The organism is Actinokineospora baliensis, assembly GCF_016907695.1.
Taxonomy (GTDB): domain Bacteria; phylum Actinomycetota; class Actinomycetes; order Mycobacteriales; family Pseudonocardiaceae; genus Actinokineospora; species Actinokineospora baliensis.
Window position 1 is genome coordinate 6,864,646 of the sequence record NZ_JAFBCK010000001.1, and the last position, 15,858, is coordinate 6,880,503.

The 15,858-nt window shown below is 70.8% G+C and carries 15 protein-coding genes; 2 read left to right on the top strand and 13 right to left on the bottom strand.

Annotation, left to right across the window (positions count from 1 at the left end; translation table 11 throughout):
- Positions 1-102: 102 nt before the first annotated feature.
- The gene (locus JOD54_RS30445) at positions 103-1,236 is read left to right on the top strand and encodes a YibE/F family protein (RefSeq protein ID WP_372440365.1); all 1,134 of its coding nucleotides are present in this window, start codon (positions 103-105) and stop codon (positions 1,234-1,236) included.
- Here the strand turns inward: JOD54_RS30445 and JOD54_RS30450 are convergent.
- Positions 1,208-1,834, bottom strand: coding sequence for a hypothetical protein (locus tag JOD54_RS30450; RefSeq protein ID WP_204455386.1), 627 nt, complete (start codon positions 1,832-1,834; stop codon positions 1,208-1,210). The two genes, JOD54_RS30445 and JOD54_RS30450, sit on opposite strands and share 29 nt — an antisense overlap.
- Position 1,835: 1 nt before the next feature.
- Complete coding sequence (locus JOD54_RS30455; protein WP_204455387.1) at positions 1,836-2,543, bottom strand: MBL fold metallo-hydrolase; 708 nt, start codon at positions 2,541-2,543, stop codon at positions 1,836-1,838.
- Between the two features lie 129 nt (positions 2,544-2,672).
- On the opposite strand from JOD54_RS30455, the gene JOD54_RS30460 reads away from it, so the two are divergent.
- The gene (locus JOD54_RS30460) at positions 2,673-3,560 is read left to right on the top strand and encodes a peptidylprolyl isomerase (RefSeq protein ID WP_204455388.1); all 888 of its coding nucleotides are present in this window, start codon (positions 2,673-2,675) and stop codon (positions 3,558-3,560) included.
- 66 nt (positions 3,561-3,626) lie between these two features.
- Here the strand turns inward: JOD54_RS30460 and JOD54_RS30465 are convergent, their stop codons facing one another.
- The 11 genes from JOD54_RS30465 to JOD54_RS30515 form a co-directional block, all read right to left on the bottom strand.
- Positions 3,627-5,924 carry a RelA/SpoT family protein gene (locus JOD54_RS30465; protein ID WP_307860410.1) on the bottom strand — a complete coding sequence of 766 codons (2,298 nt, stop codon included), beginning with the start codon at positions 5,922-5,924 and terminating at the stop codon, positions 3,627-3,629.
- 170 nt (positions 5,925-6,094) lie between these two features.
- A complete protein-coding gene (locus tag JOD54_RS30470) occupies positions 6,095-6,616 on the bottom strand; it encodes an adenine phosphoribosyltransferase (RefSeq protein ID WP_239573557.1) in 522 nt (173 codons plus the stop codon).
- A complete protein-coding gene (secF, locus tag JOD54_RS30475) occupies positions 6,613-7,872 on the bottom strand; it encodes a protein translocase subunit SecF (RefSeq protein ID WP_204455389.1) in 1,260 nt (419 codons plus the stop codon). The genes JOD54_RS30470 and secF overlap by 4 nt, the downstream gene beginning before the upstream one ends.
- A 5-nt stretch (positions 7,873-7,877) precedes the next feature.
- Positions 7,878-9,740, bottom strand: coding sequence for a protein translocase subunit SecD (gene secD, locus JOD54_RS30480; protein WP_204455390.1), 1,863 nt, complete (start codon positions 9,738-9,740; stop codon positions 7,878-7,880).
- A gap of 191 nt (positions 9,741-9,931) precedes the next feature.
- Positions 9,932-10,291: a preprotein translocase subunit YajC gene (yajC, locus tag JOD54_RS30485; protein WP_204455391.1), complete on the bottom strand. Its 360-nt coding sequence runs from the start codon at positions 10,289-10,291 to the stop codon at positions 9,932-9,934.
- Between the two features lie 126 nt (positions 10,292-10,417).
- Positions 10,418-11,470, bottom strand: coding sequence for a Holliday junction branch migration DNA helicase RuvB (gene ruvB, locus JOD54_RS30490; RefSeq protein WP_204455392.1), 1,053 nt, complete (start codon positions 11,468-11,470; stop codon positions 10,418-10,420).
- Positions 11,470-12,066: a Holliday junction branch migration protein RuvA gene (gene ruvA, locus JOD54_RS30495; RefSeq protein ID WP_204455393.1), complete on the bottom strand. Its 597-nt coding sequence runs from the start codon at positions 12,064-12,066 to the stop codon at positions 11,470-11,472. The genes ruvB and ruvA overlap by 1 nt, the downstream gene beginning before the upstream one ends.
- The gene (ruvC, locus tag JOD54_RS30500; RefSeq protein WP_204455394.1) at positions 12,063-12,671 is read right to left on the bottom strand and encodes a crossover junction endodeoxyribonuclease RuvC; all 609 of its coding nucleotides are present in this window, start codon (positions 12,669-12,671) and stop codon (positions 12,063-12,065) included. Before ruvC ends, ruvA begins: the two co-directional genes overlap by 4 nt.
- A gap of 67 nt (positions 12,672-12,738) precedes the next feature.
- Positions 12,739-14,445 (bottom strand): metallophosphoesterase family protein, encoded by a 1,707-nt coding sequence (locus JOD54_RS30505; RefSeq protein ID WP_204455395.1) that lies wholly within the window; start codon positions 14,443-14,445, stop codon positions 12,739-12,741.
- A 90-nt stretch (positions 14,446-14,535) separates the two neighbouring features.
- Positions 14,536-15,045 (bottom strand): DUF4262 domain-containing protein, encoded by a 510-nt coding sequence (locus tag JOD54_RS30510; RefSeq protein WP_204455396.1) that lies wholly within the window; start codon positions 15,043-15,045, stop codon positions 14,536-14,538.
- Between the two features lie 56 nt (positions 15,046-15,101).
- Positions 15,102-15,851 (bottom strand): YebC/PmpR family DNA-binding transcriptional regulator, encoded by a 750-nt coding sequence (locus JOD54_RS30515; protein ID WP_204455397.1) that lies wholly within the window; start codon positions 15,849-15,851, stop codon positions 15,102-15,104.
- Positions 15,852-15,858 lie beyond the last annotated feature (7 nt).

Sequence of the window (15,858 nt, forward strand, 5' to 3'; positions counted from 1 at the left end):
CCGATCCCGCGGGTAACCGAGGAGGAGCCGGCGGAGCGCGACAGCGCCAATACCGGCCATGGCCACGGCCACCACGGCCCTGCGACCCCGGCGTCTCCCCGCGTGCGGAAACTCCTCCTCGCCCTCTTGGCGCCCTTCGCCCTGGCGGCCGTAGTGGGCATGGTGTTGCTCTACCCGACTGGAGACGGCCCGGAGACCCGCGGCCAGCAAGCGGTGTCAGGGTCGATCACAGCGGCCGAGGCAGGCCCGTGCGGCAACGGCGACACCTCCGCGGATCAATGTCTTACGGTCACCGTGGAGATGACCGACGGCACGGCCAAGGGCAGCGACATCCGCACCTCGGTGCCGATCGAGCCGAGCACCCCGCGGTTCGCGGTGGGCGATGACGTCGTGCTCGCCTACAACGGCGGGGATCCTCTTAGTGGCGGCTCGTACCAACTGGTCGACTTCCAACGCGGCCTGCCACTAGGCGTCCTGGCTGCCCTCTTCGCGGTCGCGGTCCTTGTGCTGGGACGCTGGCAAGGGTTGAAGGCGTTGGTGGCGCTGGGTCTGAGTTTCGCGGTCTTACTGCTTTTCGTGCTTCCCGCGATTCTCGCTGGGGAGAACCCGCTGCTCGTGGCGATCGCGGGTGCGGGCGTCATCATGTTCGCGGTCCTGTACCTGACCCACGGCTTGTCCGCGCGGACCTCCACAGCGGTCCTGGGCACGATGGTCAGCCTCGCCCTGATCGGCGTGCTCAGCGCGGTGTTCAGCGCGGCGACGAAGCTCACCGGCCTCGACGACCAGACCGCCACCCTGCTCGGGTCGCTCGGCCACGGCATCGACACCCGGGGCTTGCTGCTGGCCGGGATCGTCATCGGCGCCCTTGGCGTCCTCGACGACGTCACGGTCACCCAGACCAGCGCCGTGTGGGAGCTGCGCGCGGCCAACCCGGCCCTGGGTTGGCGGGAGCTCTACGCCGCGGGCCTGCGCATCGGCCGCGACCACGTGTCGTCGGCAGTGAACACGCTCGTCATGGCGTACGCGGGTGCCGCGCTGCCGGTGCTGCTGTACTCGTCGCTGTCAGGCGTGGGTCTGGGGACCGTGCTTGAGTCGCAGACGATCGCCCAGGAGATCGTGCGGACCCTGGTGGGCAGCATCGGCCTAGTGGCCGCTGTGCCGGTCACTACGGCCGTGGCGGCGTTGGTGGCGGTGCGGGAACCGGCGCTCAGTCCAGCGAGGCCACGAACCGGGTGATGGCTTCGGGGCGCAGCCTCTGGGCGAGCTTGCCCGTCGGCGCGAGCGACCCGAGCCGGAACAACGGCCGCTCCGGTGCCGCCTCGCCCTTGGCCTCGGCGCGCAACTGAGCGACCAGCAGCTGCGAGAAGACCAGCCCGGCCGGGTTCTCGCTGCCCGCGAGGGCGTCGGCGAGCTTGCGCAGCACCAGGATGCCCAGCTCGCGGCCGCCGGTGCCGGAGTACATCGCCAGCGCCAGGTTGATCGAGGTGTTCTTCTGCCCGACCAGCAGGCCGACGGTACGGATGCCGCGCACGTCGGTGACCAGCAGCTCCAGGCGGTCGGCAGCGCGCAGGTCCACCGACTTGGTGCCGATCGTGCGGGCCAGCAGCGTCGTGCCGTCGCGTAGCCACAGCGTGCGGCGACCTGAGGCCCACGAGAGCAGTAGCAGCAGGACAACCACTACGCCCGCGGTGATGAGCCCCGCGGCCTGCCCGCCAATGAGCCCGACGATCCCGCCTAGGGCGGCGCCGAGGATAAGAGCGACCACGAAGGACAGCAGGCTGCGGCGACGGCTGGGCTCGGTGAGGGTGAGCGGGATCAGGTCGGGCTCGGCCATGTCAGATCCCCCTGCCGCGACCGCGGTGGGCGGAAGAGGGGTCGGACAGGTCGACCAGCCCGGTCAGGAACGGGTTGCTGACCCGCTCGCGGCCGATGGTGGTGGTCGGGCCGTGGCCGGGCAGCACGACCGTCTCGTCGTCCAACTCCAGCAGCGTGCGCAGGGTCTCCGTCATCCGGGCCATGGAGCCGCCCGGCAGGTCTGTGCGCCCGATGGAGCCCGCGAACAGCGTGTCGCCGGAGAAGAGCAGGTGGCCGCCCTCCTCGGTGGTGTGGGCGAAGCTGACCGACCCGTCGGTGTGCCCGGGGGTGTGCCGCACCGTCAGCTTCAAGCCCGCGAGGTCGAGCTCGGCCTGGTCGTGCAGTTCGCGGACCTCGCTCGGCTCGCGCATGGTCAGCGGGCCGAAGAACCGGGCGGCCTCGTCGCTCATGCCGCGCAGGGGGTCGCTGAGCATGTAGCGGTCGTCCGGGTGGATCCAGGCGGGCACGTCGTTGCCGTCGCACACCGGTGTGACCGAGAAGGTGTGGTCGAGGTGCCCGTGGGTCAGCACGACAGCGACCGGGGACAGCCGGTGCTCGCGCAGGGCCTCCACCAACGGCTCTTCAGCGTCCTGACCTGGGTCTACGACGACGCAGGGGCCGCCGTCGGACGGCGCGATCAGGAAGCAGTTGGCCTGGAAGGCGCCTGTCGGGAAGCCGACGACGAGCACGGGTGGACCTCCGGGTCGCGGATTCTTGGCTTCTTCTCAGCCTAGTGGGGCCTACCTCCACGCGGTTCTTACCGGGGGTCCCCATAGACTGCGCGCCAGCCAGGATGAGGTCATGTAGGAGGGTGCGAGGTGCCGAGCAACCAGCAGCGCCGGGAGGCGGCCAAGCGGAAGCTGGAGCGCCAGCTCGCGAACAGGGTCGAGCGCGCGCGAAAGCGGCGCATCGTCGGGGTGATCAGCACCGTCGTCGGCGTGATCGCGGTCGTTGGCCTCGTCTACTGGCTGGCCAACATCGGCGGTGACGACAGCACGACCGACACCGCCTCGTCGAACACGGTGGAGACCAGCACGCCGGACACCCCGCCGGACACGCCTGCGAACATCCCGACGGAGCTGGCAGCGGTGCCCAAGCGGACCGCCCCGCTGCCCGCGAAGGTGACCTGCGAGTACCCGGCCGAGGCGGACAAGCCCGCGGCCAAGCCCGCGCAGGCGCCGGGGACCAAGGACATCTCCAGCGAGGGCACCGCCACCGCGACGCTGACGATCAACGGCGCCGAGGTCAAGGCGACCCTGGACCGCGCGCTCGCGCCGTGCACGGTGAACAGCTTCACCAGCCTGGCCAAGCAGGGGTACTTCAACGACACCCCGTGCCACCGGCTGACCACCAGCGCTGGCCTGCAGGTGCTGCAGTGCGGTGACCCGTCGGGCACCGGCAGCGGCGGCCCGGGCTACAGCTTCGACGACGAGGTCTTCCCGGAGATCAAGTACGGCCGCGGCCTGCTGGCCATGGCGAACGCGGGCAAGAACCCGGACACCAACAAGGGCACCAACGGCAGCCAGTTCTTCATCGTCTACGGCACCGCCGAGCTGCCCGCGAACTACACCGTGTTCGGCCACCTCGACGCCGACAGCATGAAGAAGATCGACGAGATCGCCAAGGCGGGCACGATCTCCCAGGGCAACCCGGGTGACGGCAAGCCGAAGAACGACGTGAAGATCTCCAACGTCGCCGTCGCGTGACCTATAGCGAACAACGCCCGCCCCGGGTTCGGGGCGGGCGTTGTTCGCGTTTAGAGCGAAGCGGGCCTAAGAGGCCGACGTCACCCGGTACACGTCGTACACGCCTTCGACGCTGCGGACCGCCTTGAGCACGTGCCCGAGGTGCTTCGGGTCGCCCATCTCGAAGGAGAACCGGCTCACCGCGACCCGGTCGCGCGAGGTGGTCACCGACGCGGAGAGGATGTTGACCTTCTCGTCCGCCAGCACCTTGGTGACGTCCGAGAGCAGCCGGTGCCGGTCGAGGGCCTCGACCTGGATGGCCACCAGGAACACCGAGGACTCCGAGGGCGCCCACTCGACCGGCAGCAGCCGCTCCGGGGTGCTCAGCAGGTCGTCGGCGTTGGTGCAGTCGGTCCGGTGCACGCTGACCCCGCCGCCGCGGGTGACGAAGCCGAGGATGTCGTCGCCGGGGACCGGGGTGCAGCAGCGGGCCAGCTTGACCCACACGTCGGTGGCGTCCTTGACGATCACGCCCGCGTCGCCGGAGGCGCGCCTGCGGGTGATGGTCGACGGGGTGGCGCGCTCGGCCAGTTCGTCCTCGGCGTGGTCGACCCCGCCGAGCAGGGCGACCAGCCGCTGCACCACGTGCCGCGCGGAGATGTGGCCCTCGCCGACCGCGGCGTAGAGCGAGCTGACCTCCGGGTAGCGCAGCTCGCGGGCCAGCGCGGTCACCGAGTCCGCCGACACCAGCCGCTGCATGGGCAGGCCGACCCGGCGCACCTCCTTGGTGATCGCGTCCTTGCCCGCCTCGATCGCCTCTTCCTTGCGCTCCTTGGCGAACCACTGCTTGATCTTGGCGCGCGCCCTGGGCGAGGCGGCGAAGGCCAGCCAGTCGCGGCTGGGCCCCGCGCCCTCGGCCTTCGAGGTGAAGATCTCGACGACCTCGCCGTTCTCCAGCTTGCGCTCGAGCGCGACCAGCCGACCGTTGACCCTGGCGCCGATGCAGCGGTGCCCGACCTCGGTGTGCACCGCGTAGGCGAAGTCGACCGGCGTCGACCCGGCGGGCAGCGTCTCCACGTCGCCCTTCGGGGTGAACACGAAGATCTCGCGGGTCGCCAGGTCGTAGCGCAGCGACTCGAGGAACTCGCCGGGGTCCGCCGCCTCCCGCTGCCAGTCCAGCAGCTGGCGCATCCAGGCCATCTCGTCGACGTCAACCCCGGCGTGGGTGCCCTTGGTCTCCTTGTACCGCCAGTGCGCGGCGATGCCGTACTCGGCGGTCCGGTGCATCTCGTGCGTGCGGATCTGCACCTCGAGCGGCTTGCCGTCCGGGCCGATCACGGTGGTGTGCAGCGACTGGTACACCCCGAACCGGGGCTGGGCGATGTAGTCCTTGAACCGGCCGGGCATCGGCTGCCACAGCGCGTGCACCACACCCATCGCCGCGTAGCAGTCGCGCACGTCGTCGACCAGGATCCGCACCCCGACCAGGTCGTGGATGTCGTCGAAGTCGCGGCCGCGGACGATCATCTTCTGGTGGATCGAGTAGTAGTGCTTGGGCCTGCCCTCGACCTTCGCGGCGATCCGCGAGGCCTCCAGGTCCGCGCCGAGCTGCCCGATCACCGTCTGCAGGTAGGTGTCGCGCGAGGGCGCCCGGTTGGCCACCAGCCGCACGATCTCGTCGTACTTCTTGGGCTGCAGGATGGCGAAGGCCAGGTCCTCCAGCTCCCACTTGACGGTGGCCATGCCCAGCCGGTGCGCCAGCGGGGCCAGCACCTCCAGCGTCTCGCGGGCCTTCTTGGCCTGCTTCTCCGGCGGCAGGAACCGCATGGTGCGCATGTTGTGCAGCCGGTCGGCGAGCTTGATCACCAGCACCCGGGGGTCGCGGGCCATGGCGATGACCATCTTGCGGATGGTCTCGGCCTCGGCGGCGGTGCCCAGCTGCACCTTGTCCAGCTTGGTGACCCCGTCGACCAGGTGCGCCACCTCGTCGCCGAAGTCCGCGCGCAGCCGCTCGATGGAGTACTCGGTGTCCTCGACGGTGTCGTGCAGCAGCGCCGCGACCAGCGTCGTGGTGTCCATGCCCAGCTCGGCCAGGATCGTGGCGACGGCGAGCGGGTGGGTGATGTAGGGGTCGCCGGACTTGCGCCGCTGGCTGCGGTGCATCTCCTCGGCGACGTCGTAGGCGTGCTGCAGCAGCGCGAGGTCGGCCTTGGGGTGCAGTTCGCGGTGCACCGCGGCCAGCGGTTCGAGGACCTGCTTGACCGGGGCGGCGCGCTGCGCGGTGATCCGCCTGGCCAGCCGCGACCGCACCCGGCGGGTCGCCGACCGCTCGCCATCGGGCGGCGGCGGTACGGCCTCCACCTGCGTCCTCGCGTCGTGGCTCACCCATGGCTCCCGGCGGGTCGGTCGGGTCACGGTGCGACCCGGGTATCGAGAATAACTCCGAAAGCCCCCGTGACCGGGCGGTGGGGCGGCGAAGCGCCCCCCTGGGACGGTGAACGCCAGACGGCCGTACTGCTCACCGCCGCCAACCGACCGCTGGTCCGATCGGGGCGCTAGACCGCGAAGACGGTGTGGACCGGCACGTCGGTGTGGTCCCGGCCGCCGAGGGCGGTGATCTCCAGGACCACCCCGGCACCGAGGACGGTCGCGCCCGCTCGGGTCGCGAGGGCGGCCGCAGCGGTAAGAGAGCCGCCGGTCGCCAGGACGTCGTCGATGAGATAAACGGCAGCACCCGGAGTTAGCACGTCCGCGGGGAGTTCGAAGGTCGCAGTGCCGTACTCGAGCGAGTAGGTCACGCTGTCGGCGACTAGAGGGAGTTTGCCGGGCTTGCGCACGGGGATCACCGCGCGGCCCAGGGCGTGGGCCACCGCGGCACCGAAGAGGAAACCGCGGGCTTCGAGGGCCACAACATGGGTGGTGTCGGCCGGGACCTGCTCGGAAAGCGCGCCGACCACGGCGCGCAGGGCGTCGTGGTCGGCGAGCAGCGTGGTGAGGTCGCGGAACAGGACGCCCGGGGTCGGGTAGTCGGGGACGGCCCGGATGAGGCCGAGCGCCCTGTCCAGCGAGGGGGTCAACGGCGTTTCTTGCCGGTGGGCTTGCCCGCGGGCTTGGCGCCGCGGCGGGCGTCGGTGGCCTTGGGGGTGCGGGCGGGCACGCTGGTGGCGACCGCGTAGGCCCGCTCCCGGCGCAGCTCGGCGTCGAGCGCGTCGTCGTCGGACAGGTCGGTCTCGGCCGCGGCGGACTCCTGGCGGCGGGCCAGGTTCGCCCGGCGCAGGTGCACCCGCTTGGCCTGCTCCTTGAACTTCGGCTCGGTCATCTTCAGGTCCACCAGGATCGGGGTGGCCAGGTAGATCGACGAGAGCACACCGGCGAGCATGCCAGCCAGCTGCACCAGCGCGAGGTCCTGCAGGGTGCCGACGCCCAGCAGCCAGACGCCGACGATGAGCAGGCCGATCACCGGCAGCAGCGCGATCAGCGAGGTGTTGATCGAGCGCATCAGGGTCTGGTTGACCGCGAGGTTGGCCGCCTCGCCGTAGGTGCGCCTGGTCAGCCCCAGCAGGCCCCGGGTGTTCTCCTTGACCTTGTCGAACACCACGACGGTGTCGTAGAGGGAGAAGCCGAGGATGGTGAGGAACCCGATCACCGTGGCCGGGGTGACCTCGAAGCCGACGATCGAGTAGACGCCCGCGGTGAAGATGACGTCGTGGATCAGCGCGGCCAGCGCGGCCACCGCCATCCACTTCTCGAAGTACAGCGCCAGGAAGATGGTCACCAGCACCAGGAACACCAGCAGCGCCCACAGCGCCTTGCTGGAGATCTCCCCGCCCCAGGTGCCCGACACGGCGCTGTCGCTGATCTGCGCCGCGCTGGACTCACCGGACGGCGACTGCGGCTTGAGCTGCTCGAACAGCGCCTGCTTGAGCTTGGCGACCTCGGCGATGGACAGCGTCTCGGACTTGATCTGGATGCTGGAGTTGCCGCCGGTGCCGACCTTCTGCACCGCGGAGGGCTCGCGGTTGAGCGCCTCCTTGAAGACCTCCTCGACCCGCTGGACCTCGATGGTGCCGCTCGCGCTCGCCGCGGGCAGCGAGATCTTCGTGCCGCCCTCGAAGTCGATGCCGAGGTTGAAGCCGCGGAAGACCACCGACCCGATGCAGATGAGCATCAGGATGCCGAAGATGACGTACCAGCGCTTGCGCTTGCCGACGATGTCGAAGGCGCCGGTGCCGGTGTAGAGCCGTTCGAAGACGCTGTGCTTGCCGGTGAGGGCCACGTCGCCGGTCGCGCTGACGGCGGGCTTCTTCTCGGCGGGGGACTCGTTGGTGGACACGGTCGTCACACTTCCTTCGCGGCGCTCGCGGGCACCCTGGCGGCGCGCTGGGCGACCGCGGAGCGCTGCGTGGAGCCGAGGCCGGACAGCTTCGGGCTGGAGAGGAACTTCGACTTCGAGGCGAGCGCGACCAGCGGGTGCGTCACCAGGAACACCACGATCAGGTCGAGCACGGTGGAGATGCCCAGGGTGAAGGCGAAGCCGCGGACTTGGCCGACGGCCAGCAGGTAGAGCACCGCGGCGGCCAGGAACAGCACCGCGTCGGCGGACAGGATCGTGCGCCGACCGCGGACCCAGGCCCTCGGCACCGCGGAGCGGAACGAGCGGCCCTCGCGGATCTCGTCCTTGAGGCGTTCGAAGAAGATGACGAACGAGTCCGCGGTGAACCCGACCGCCACGATCAGACCGGCGACGCCCGGCAGGTCGAGGCTGTAGCCGATCCACCGGCCGAGCAGCACCAGCACCGCGTAGACGATCGCGCCGGAGAGCACCAGCGACAGGATCGTCAGCAGCCCGAGCAGCCGGTAGTAGATCAGGCAGTAGAGGAAGACCAGGGCCAGGCCGATGGCGCCCGCGATGAGGCCCGCCTCCAGCGAGGCCAGGCCGAGGGTCGCCGAGACGGTCTCGGCCTCGGAGGGCTCGAACGACAGCGGCAGCGAGCCGAACTTCAGCACGTTGGCCAGCTTGGTGGCCTCGGCCTGCTTGAAGCCGCCCTGGCCGCCGGTGATCTGGGTGTCGCCGTTGATGGCGCCCTGGATGGTCGGCGCGGACACCACGGCGGTGTCGAGCACGAACGCGGCGCGCTCCTGCACGTGCGAGGCGGTGTACTCGGACCAGATCTTGGAGCCGGTGGCCTTGAAGCTGACGCTGACCACGTAGCCGACGCCCGCCGGGTCGAGCTGCGCGGAGGCGTTGCTGATCTCGGTGCCCTCCAGGAACGACGGGCCGAGGATGAACTTCTCCACGCCGTCCTGGTCGCACGCGGCGATCGGCAGCTTCGGGTCGTCGTTGCCGACCAGCGGGTCGACCTTGCCGGGGGTGCAGTCGATCACGGCCAGCGCGGCCTGCTGGGCGGCCTGGTCGGCGGGCACCTCGGCGCCGTCGGCACCCTTGCTCGGGGCGAGCTTGGGGTCCTGGCGGCACTTCTTGCCCGACGAGATCAGGCCTGCGGCCTCGGCCTTGGGGTCGGCCAGCAGGGTCGCGTACTGCACGCACGGGTTGTCCGCCGCGGGCGGGGCCGCCGCCGTGGTGGTCGCGGGCGGGGCCGCTGTGGTCGTCGCGGCGGGAGCGCCCGAGGTGGGCTGCTGCGCCAACGCGGGTGCGGGCCTGCCCTGCGGCGCGCCGCTACTGGGCGCAGCGCCACTACTGGGCGCGGCGCCGGAACTGGGGGCGGCACCCGAGGTGGGGGCCGCACCGGAGGTGGGCGTCGGCGTGGCCGAGCCGGTGGCCGAGGGGTCCGGCTGGGTGGAGGGCTGCGGCTGGGCCTGCGCGGCCACCGAGCCGATCACCGGGCGGAACCGCAGCTGGGCGGTCTGACCCAGGTCCTTGGCCTTCTCGCCGTTCTCGCCGGGGACGGTGATGACGATGGTGTTGCCGTCGAGCACCACCTCCGCGCCGCTGACGCCGGTGTTGTTGACGCGCTTGTCGATGATCTCGCGGGAGAGGCTCAGCGACTCCTTCGACGGCGGCTCGCCGGTCTCCGTGCGCGCGGTCAGCGCGACTCGGGTGCCCCCCTGCAGGTCGATGCCCAGCTTGGGCTTCGCCTGGTGGTCGCCGGTCGCGAAGACCAGGGCGTAGAGGGCTGCGACGATTGCTACGAAGAACGCCAGATAGCGTCCTGGGCGGATCTGCCCAACCGGTGGTGCCACGGTCGGTCCGTCTCCTCGAGTCGCGCGGGCCGCGCACGGTTCTGGGGACGTGCGCGCCGCGATAGGTGGTCATGACACTGCGCCCGCACCCGTTCGCTCTGGCGGGTGAGGGCGCAGCGTAGCGCCTGCGGGGTCAACTCAGTGTTGCATGCCTCACGTGGGGCCCTTCACCTCGGGCGCGGCAGGTGGGGCTAGTTCTTCGGCTTGCCGGTCTCCGAGGCGTCGTCGGCCGGGATCGACTCGTGCTCGCCGGTCAGGTCGCCGGGCTCGTCGTCCTCGTCGAGCACGTCGGGGCCGACCTTCTCGCGGACCGCCTGGCGCAGCCAGGTGGTCTCGACGCCGGGGGCGATCTCGATGCCGATGGTGGCGTCGTCGGAGATGTCGGAGACGGTGCCGTAGAGGCCGGAGGTGGTCATCACCCGGTCGCCGACGGTCAGCGAGTTCTGCAGTTCCTGCTGCTGCGCCACCATCTTCTTCTGGCGGCGGGAGCCCAGGATCAGCGGGATCGCCAGCACGGCGATGAGCAGCAGGGGAAGCAGGGCAGAGTTCATGTCACTCCATCCACGGGGCGGCGCGCCACCCGGTGCGATACGTCCGTTTGTTCGGGTTGTCGTGTTCGAGTCTGCCAGGTCACGGCGACCGGGTGCGGCTCGGCCGAGGCACCCGTGTGCGTGTGGTCACTCGTCGAACAGGGTAGGCGCAGCCCAGCCCGGGGCGTCGGTGGGGGCGGTGAGGCCCAGGTGGGACCAGGCGAGGGCGGTGGCGACGCGGCCGCGCGGGGTCCTGGCGAGCATGCCCGCCCTGACGAGGTAGGGCTCACACACCTCCTCGACGGTGGTCTGCTCCTCGCCGACCGCCACCGCCAGGGTGGCGACGCCGACGGGTCCGCCGCCGAAGGAGCGCACGAGCGCGGAGAGGACGGCCCGGTCGAGCCGGTCGAGGCCGAGCTCGTCGACGTCGTAGACCTCCAGCGCGGCGCGGGCGGTGGCCCGGTCGACGGCGCCGTCGGCGCGGACCTCCGCGTAGTCGCGGACCCGGCGCAGCAGCCGGTTGGCGATGCGGGGGGTGCCCCTGGAGCGGCCCGCGATCTCCTCGGCGCCGTCGGGGCGCAGGTCGACGCCCAGGATCACCGCGGAGCGGCGCAGCACCAGCTCCAGGTCCTCGGGGACGTAGAACTCCATGTGCGCGGTGAAGCCGAACCGGTCGCGCAGCGGCCCGGTCAGCGATCCGGACCTGGTGGTGGCGCCGACCAGGGTGAACGGCGCGATCTCCAGCGGGATGGAGGTGGCGCCAGGTCCCTTGCCGACCACCACGTCGACCCGGAAGTCCTCCATCGCCAGGTACAGCATCTCCTCGGCGGGGCGGGCGATGCGGTGGATCTCGTCGATGAACATGACCTCGCCCTCGACGAGGTTGGACAGCATCGCGGCGAGGTCGCCCGCGCGTTCGAGCGCGGGCCCCGAGGTGATCCGGATCGGCCTGCCCAGCTCGGCGGCGATGATCATGGCGAGGCTGGTCTTGCCCAGGCCCGGCGGGCCGGAGAGCAGCACGTGGTCGGGCGGGGCGCCGCGCATGGTCGCGCCTTGGAGCACCAGCTGCAGCTGCTCGCGCACCCGGGGCTGGCCGACGAACTCGTCGAGGGTGCGCGGGCGCAGCGAGGTCTCGTCGTCGCGCTCCCCCGGCGCGACCAGCGGCGACAGGTCGCTCCACTCGTCCTCGGGTGACTCCATCAGCGCTTGCGCCCGAGGGTGGCCAGGGACTGGCGCAGCACGGCCGCGGTGTCGGCGCCTGCGTCGGCGGCGAGCACGGTGTCGACGGTCTGCTCGGCCTGCTTGACCGGGAAGCCCAGCCCGACCAGCGCCTCCACGACCGAGCCGCGCACCTGGCCCGCGACCGGGGCGACGGGGGCGTCACCGGCACCCGCCAGCGCGCCGACCTTGTCGCGCAGTTCGATGCTCAGCCGCTCGGCGCCCTTGCGGCCGATGCCGGGGACCTGGGTGAGCACGGTGATGTTGCTGTCGGCCAGCGCTGCGCGCAGCTGGGCGGGCTCCAGCACGGCCAGGGTCGCCAGGGCGAGCCGGGGGCCGATGCCGGAGACGGTCTGCAGCAGCCAGAACAGGTCTCGGGCCTCGATGTCGGCGAAGCCGAAGAGGGTCAGCGAGTCCTCGCGCACCACCAGGGCGGTGGCCAGCGCGGCCTCCTCGCCGCGGCGCAGGGTGGCCAGGGTGTGCGGGGTGGCCTGCACGGCGAACCCGACGCCGCCCACCTCCACCACCGCGTGGTCGAGTCCGATCGAGGCAACCGTGCCCCGCACCGAGGAGATCACTCGTTCACCGCCCTGCCGTTGCCCGCGTCCTGCCGCTGTCCCGCGTGGAGCCTGCGGGCGGCGGCCAGCCTCGCACGGTGGTTGCGGGCCAGCTCAGCCGCCCTCGCCTCGGCCTCGGCCATCCGGTTGCGCACCGGCGCCCGCCACAGGTGGCAGATGGCCAGGGCGAGCGCGTCGGCGGCGTCGGCGGGCTTGGGTGCCTCGGCGAGCCCGAGCAGCTTGGTGACCATCAGCGTGACCTGGGCCTTGTCCGCCCGGCCCGAGCCGGTGACGGCGGCCTTGACCTCGCTGGGGGTGTGGAACATGACCGGCAGGTCCCGGCGGGCGGCGGCCAGCGCGACGACCCCGGCTGCCTGCGCGGTGGCCATGGCGGTGCGCACGTTGTGCTGGCTGAACACCCGCTCGATGGCGACCACGTCCGGGCTGTGCCTGCTCAGCCACTGCTCCAGGGCGTCGGAGACCTTGAGCAGCCGGGTGGGCAGCTCGTCCTCGACCGGCGTGCGCACCACGTCGACCGCGACCGCCCGGACCGCGCGCCCGGCGCCGCCGTCGACGACCGCGATGCCGAGCCTGGTCAGGCCAGGGTCGACGCCCAGCACGCGCACGGTTGGTCGCTCCCGCCTCAGGTCGTGAACACTCGTTCGAGAGCCTAGGGGGTGCGCCCGGTGGCGATCACCGCGACACGCGGACGGGGTCCTCGATCAGGTGCGCCTCGAGCGGGGTGGCCGGGGTGAACCAGGGTTGGGTGCCCTCCGCCGCAGGTTGGGGGGTCCAGGCGCGGCAGACCCGGTCGAGCCGGATGGGGTAGATGGTCAGGCCGTCGGTGTCGACGCGGATGCGCAGGAACCCCTTGTGGTCCTCGATGCTCTGGCCCGCCATGACCTCGTTGAGGTTGATCCCGGCCCGGCTGGCGAGCATGAGGTAGACGGCGACGAGTTCGGCGTCGAGGAACCCGATCAGCAGCGGTGTGCCGAGCGCGACGACGAGCAGCGTGCCCCAGTCTTGGGCGGCGCCGTCAGGGAAGACGTCCGTATAGAGCCAGATCACGACATAGGACCACCCAACGGCCAGTCCTAAGTGTCCTATCGCGTGTAGTGCGCCGAAGAGTCTGGCCAAGCCGACCTTGTGCGGGTTGCCCAACCTGGCGAAGGTCAGGCCGCTCAGGACGAGTACGAGACCTACGAGCACGGCAGGCGCCCAGCTCGCGACGAGGCCGAAGAACCCCTTGACCCCGATGTCGGTCTGCACGATGCCGTAGAGGACCGCCAACGTCATGACGGTCTGGAAACCCCCTGTCAGGCCCCAGAAGCCGGGATTGCGCCATGGCAGACGGAGGATGCCCCTGGCGAACCGCTTCGAGGTGGCCGTGTCGGGATAGCGGGTCTCCAGGTCGTAGAACGCCGGGGGCGAGGGGGCGCGAACACGGGAGTTGGCGGGCGGCAGGCAGAGCGGACTTGGCAGTTCGTGCGTGGCAGCGAGGTAGGCGCCGCCTAGGCCGCAGGTGATCCGCTGCCTCGGCTTGTCATCCCGCTCGGCGTACCGGGCGTAGTGGTGCTTGTCGCCGGAGAGCATGACCCGGGTCTCGGCGCCCTTGGCGCGCACGATCTCGCGGTCGAAGAACTCGATGGTGTCGTAGCCCTTGGTCCTTCCCCCAGACCCCGCATCCACCCAGGCGGGCTTGGAGGCGCAGAGGATGACCCCGTCGCCTTTAGCCATCTCGGCGGTGGCCTCTCGGAAGTACTCCAACTGCGGCGCGTCCACGTAGTCGTCGAACTGGGTGTCTATAGCCAGCAGCCACCAGTTGTGTGGCAGCCGAACCGCGAAGTACGACCGCGTCTGCTCGGTGGCCCAACCCCCGAACCACCGCCCTTGCGCGAAGACCCTCAAGAACGCGGTAAGACCGTCGTACCAGTCGTGGTTGCCTGGCAGGGCGAACAGCGTGGGCGAGCCACCCTCGGTAAGAGGCAATGCCGCCCGGTATGGCCCCTTGGTCCGGTCCTCATAGTCCGTGGTCGACGCGTAGGGGTAGACCTGGTCACCGCCCATGACCAGAACTTTGCCCCGCGGGAGGTCGTGCCCGTCAACGGAAAGCTCCGGTGCGGCGAGCAGCTGCGCGACCGAGTACGTGGCGTGGAAGCCGTCGCCGAGGTCGGCCACGAAGTCGATCCACTCGGCGTCCTCGTGGGCGTGCTCGCGGACCTTCAGGCTGCCTTGGAGCTCCCGCTTGTCGGCGTAGGACCCGAAGATCGCCGCCAACATCGACTGGATGCCCGTGGTGAGCAGCACCCGCGGCGCCAGCCACCGCACCGCCTCCCGCGGCAGGAACCCCAACTCGGCCTCGGTCAGCTCACTGGGGCGTTCGCGCTGCGCATCGGCCACGGGACCCACCTCTTCCTACCGGGGTGAAGATCGTAACCGCGGCTCAGCGCCCCCCGGCAGACCCGAACGGGCAAGCCCGCGCCCAACCCGTCAGGGACCGTCGATCCCCGGTCGCCAACTCTCGGGCAGCCCGCTCTCGGTGAGGACCCGCTGCCAGTCCGCGAACCCTTCGGGGGCTTGCGGGCTCCACGGGAAGTGCCCGTCGGGAGTGGCCACGATCAGCTGCAACACCGGGAACTGCCCGGACGGGTACAGCAGCAGCGCGCTGCCGAGCAACGGGTAGAAGTCCGGGTTGACCCGCTCCACCACCACCGGCGTGCCGTCGAAGAAGTCCAAGTAGGGCAGGCCGGGGAAGAACCGCTCCCCCGCGGCCGCCCGCTTCACGTAGGCGTCGAGGAACGTCTGGTTCATGTCGACCGGCAACCCGAGCACGATCGCCTCAGGTGCGCCGAACCGGCGCCAAGCGCCCACGGTGAACGCGTAAGGCGGGCCATGCTCGTCACCGGGAACCTGGACGACGGCGTGGCCGTCCTCGTCCGCGGTCTTGAGCAGCCACTCGCGCAGCGCGGCCTGCTCCTCGGTGATGTCGTCCAGCGGCACGCCTGCTCCTCGGTGGGGACCGAAACGGGGCCCGGTTCCCCGGGCCCCGGCAACACCTAGTCGACCTCGGCCATCACTTCGTCGGAGATATCGAAGTTGGCGTACACGTTCTGCACGTCGTCGCAGTCTTCGAGGGCGTCGATGAGCTTGAAGATCTTGCGGGCGCCGTCGGCCTCGAGGGCGACGGTGAGCGAGGGCAGGAACGAGGCGTCCGCGGAGTCGTAGTCGTAGCCCGCGCCCTGCAGGGCGGTGCGGACGGCGACCAGGTCGGTGGCCTCGGAGACGATCTCGTAGGTGTCGCCGAGGTCGTTGACCTCCTCGGCGCCCGCGTCGAGGACCGCGCCGAGCACGTCGTCCTCCGAGAGGCCGTTCTTGGCCAGGACCACCACGCCCTTGCGGTTGAACATGTACGCCACCGAGCCGGGGTCGGCCATGTTGCCGCCGTTGCGGGTCATGGCGGTGCGGACCTCGCCAGCGGCCCGGTTGCGGTTGTCGGTGAGGCACTCGATGAGCACCGCGACGCCGTTGGGGCCGTAGCCCTCGTACATGATCGTCTGCCAGTCGGCGCCGCCCGCCTCCTCGCCGCCGCCGCGCTTGCGGGCGCGCTCGATGTTGTCCTGCGGGACGGAGTTCTTCTTCGCCTTCTGGATCGCGTCGTAGAGCGTGGGGTTGCCGTCGGGGTCACCGCCGCCGGTGCGCGCGGCCACCTCCACGTTCTTGATCAGCTTGGCGAACAGTTTGCCCCGCTTGGCGTCCAGGGCGGCCTTCTTGTGCTTGGTCGTCGCCCACTTTGAATGGCCGCTCATCGGTCCT

Bases quoted from the DNA above. Each gene is read 5' to 3' on its own strand.
- JOD54_RS30450 (WP_204455386.1), bottom strand. From the start codon at position 1,834: ATGGCCGAGCCCGACCTGATCCCGCTCACCCTCACCGAGCCCAGCCGT.
- yajC (WP_204455391.1), bottom strand. From the start codon at position 10,291: ATGAACTCTGCCCTGCTTCCCCTGCTGCTCATCGCCGTGCTGGCGATC.
- ruvB (WP_204455392.1), bottom strand. From the start codon at position 11,470: ATGGAGTCACCCGAGGACGAGTGGAGCGACCTGTCGCCGCTGGTCGCG.
- JOD54_RS30515 (WP_204455397.1), bottom strand. From the start codon at position 15,851: ATGAGCGGCCATTCAAAGTGGGCGACGACCAAGCACAAGAAGGCCGCC.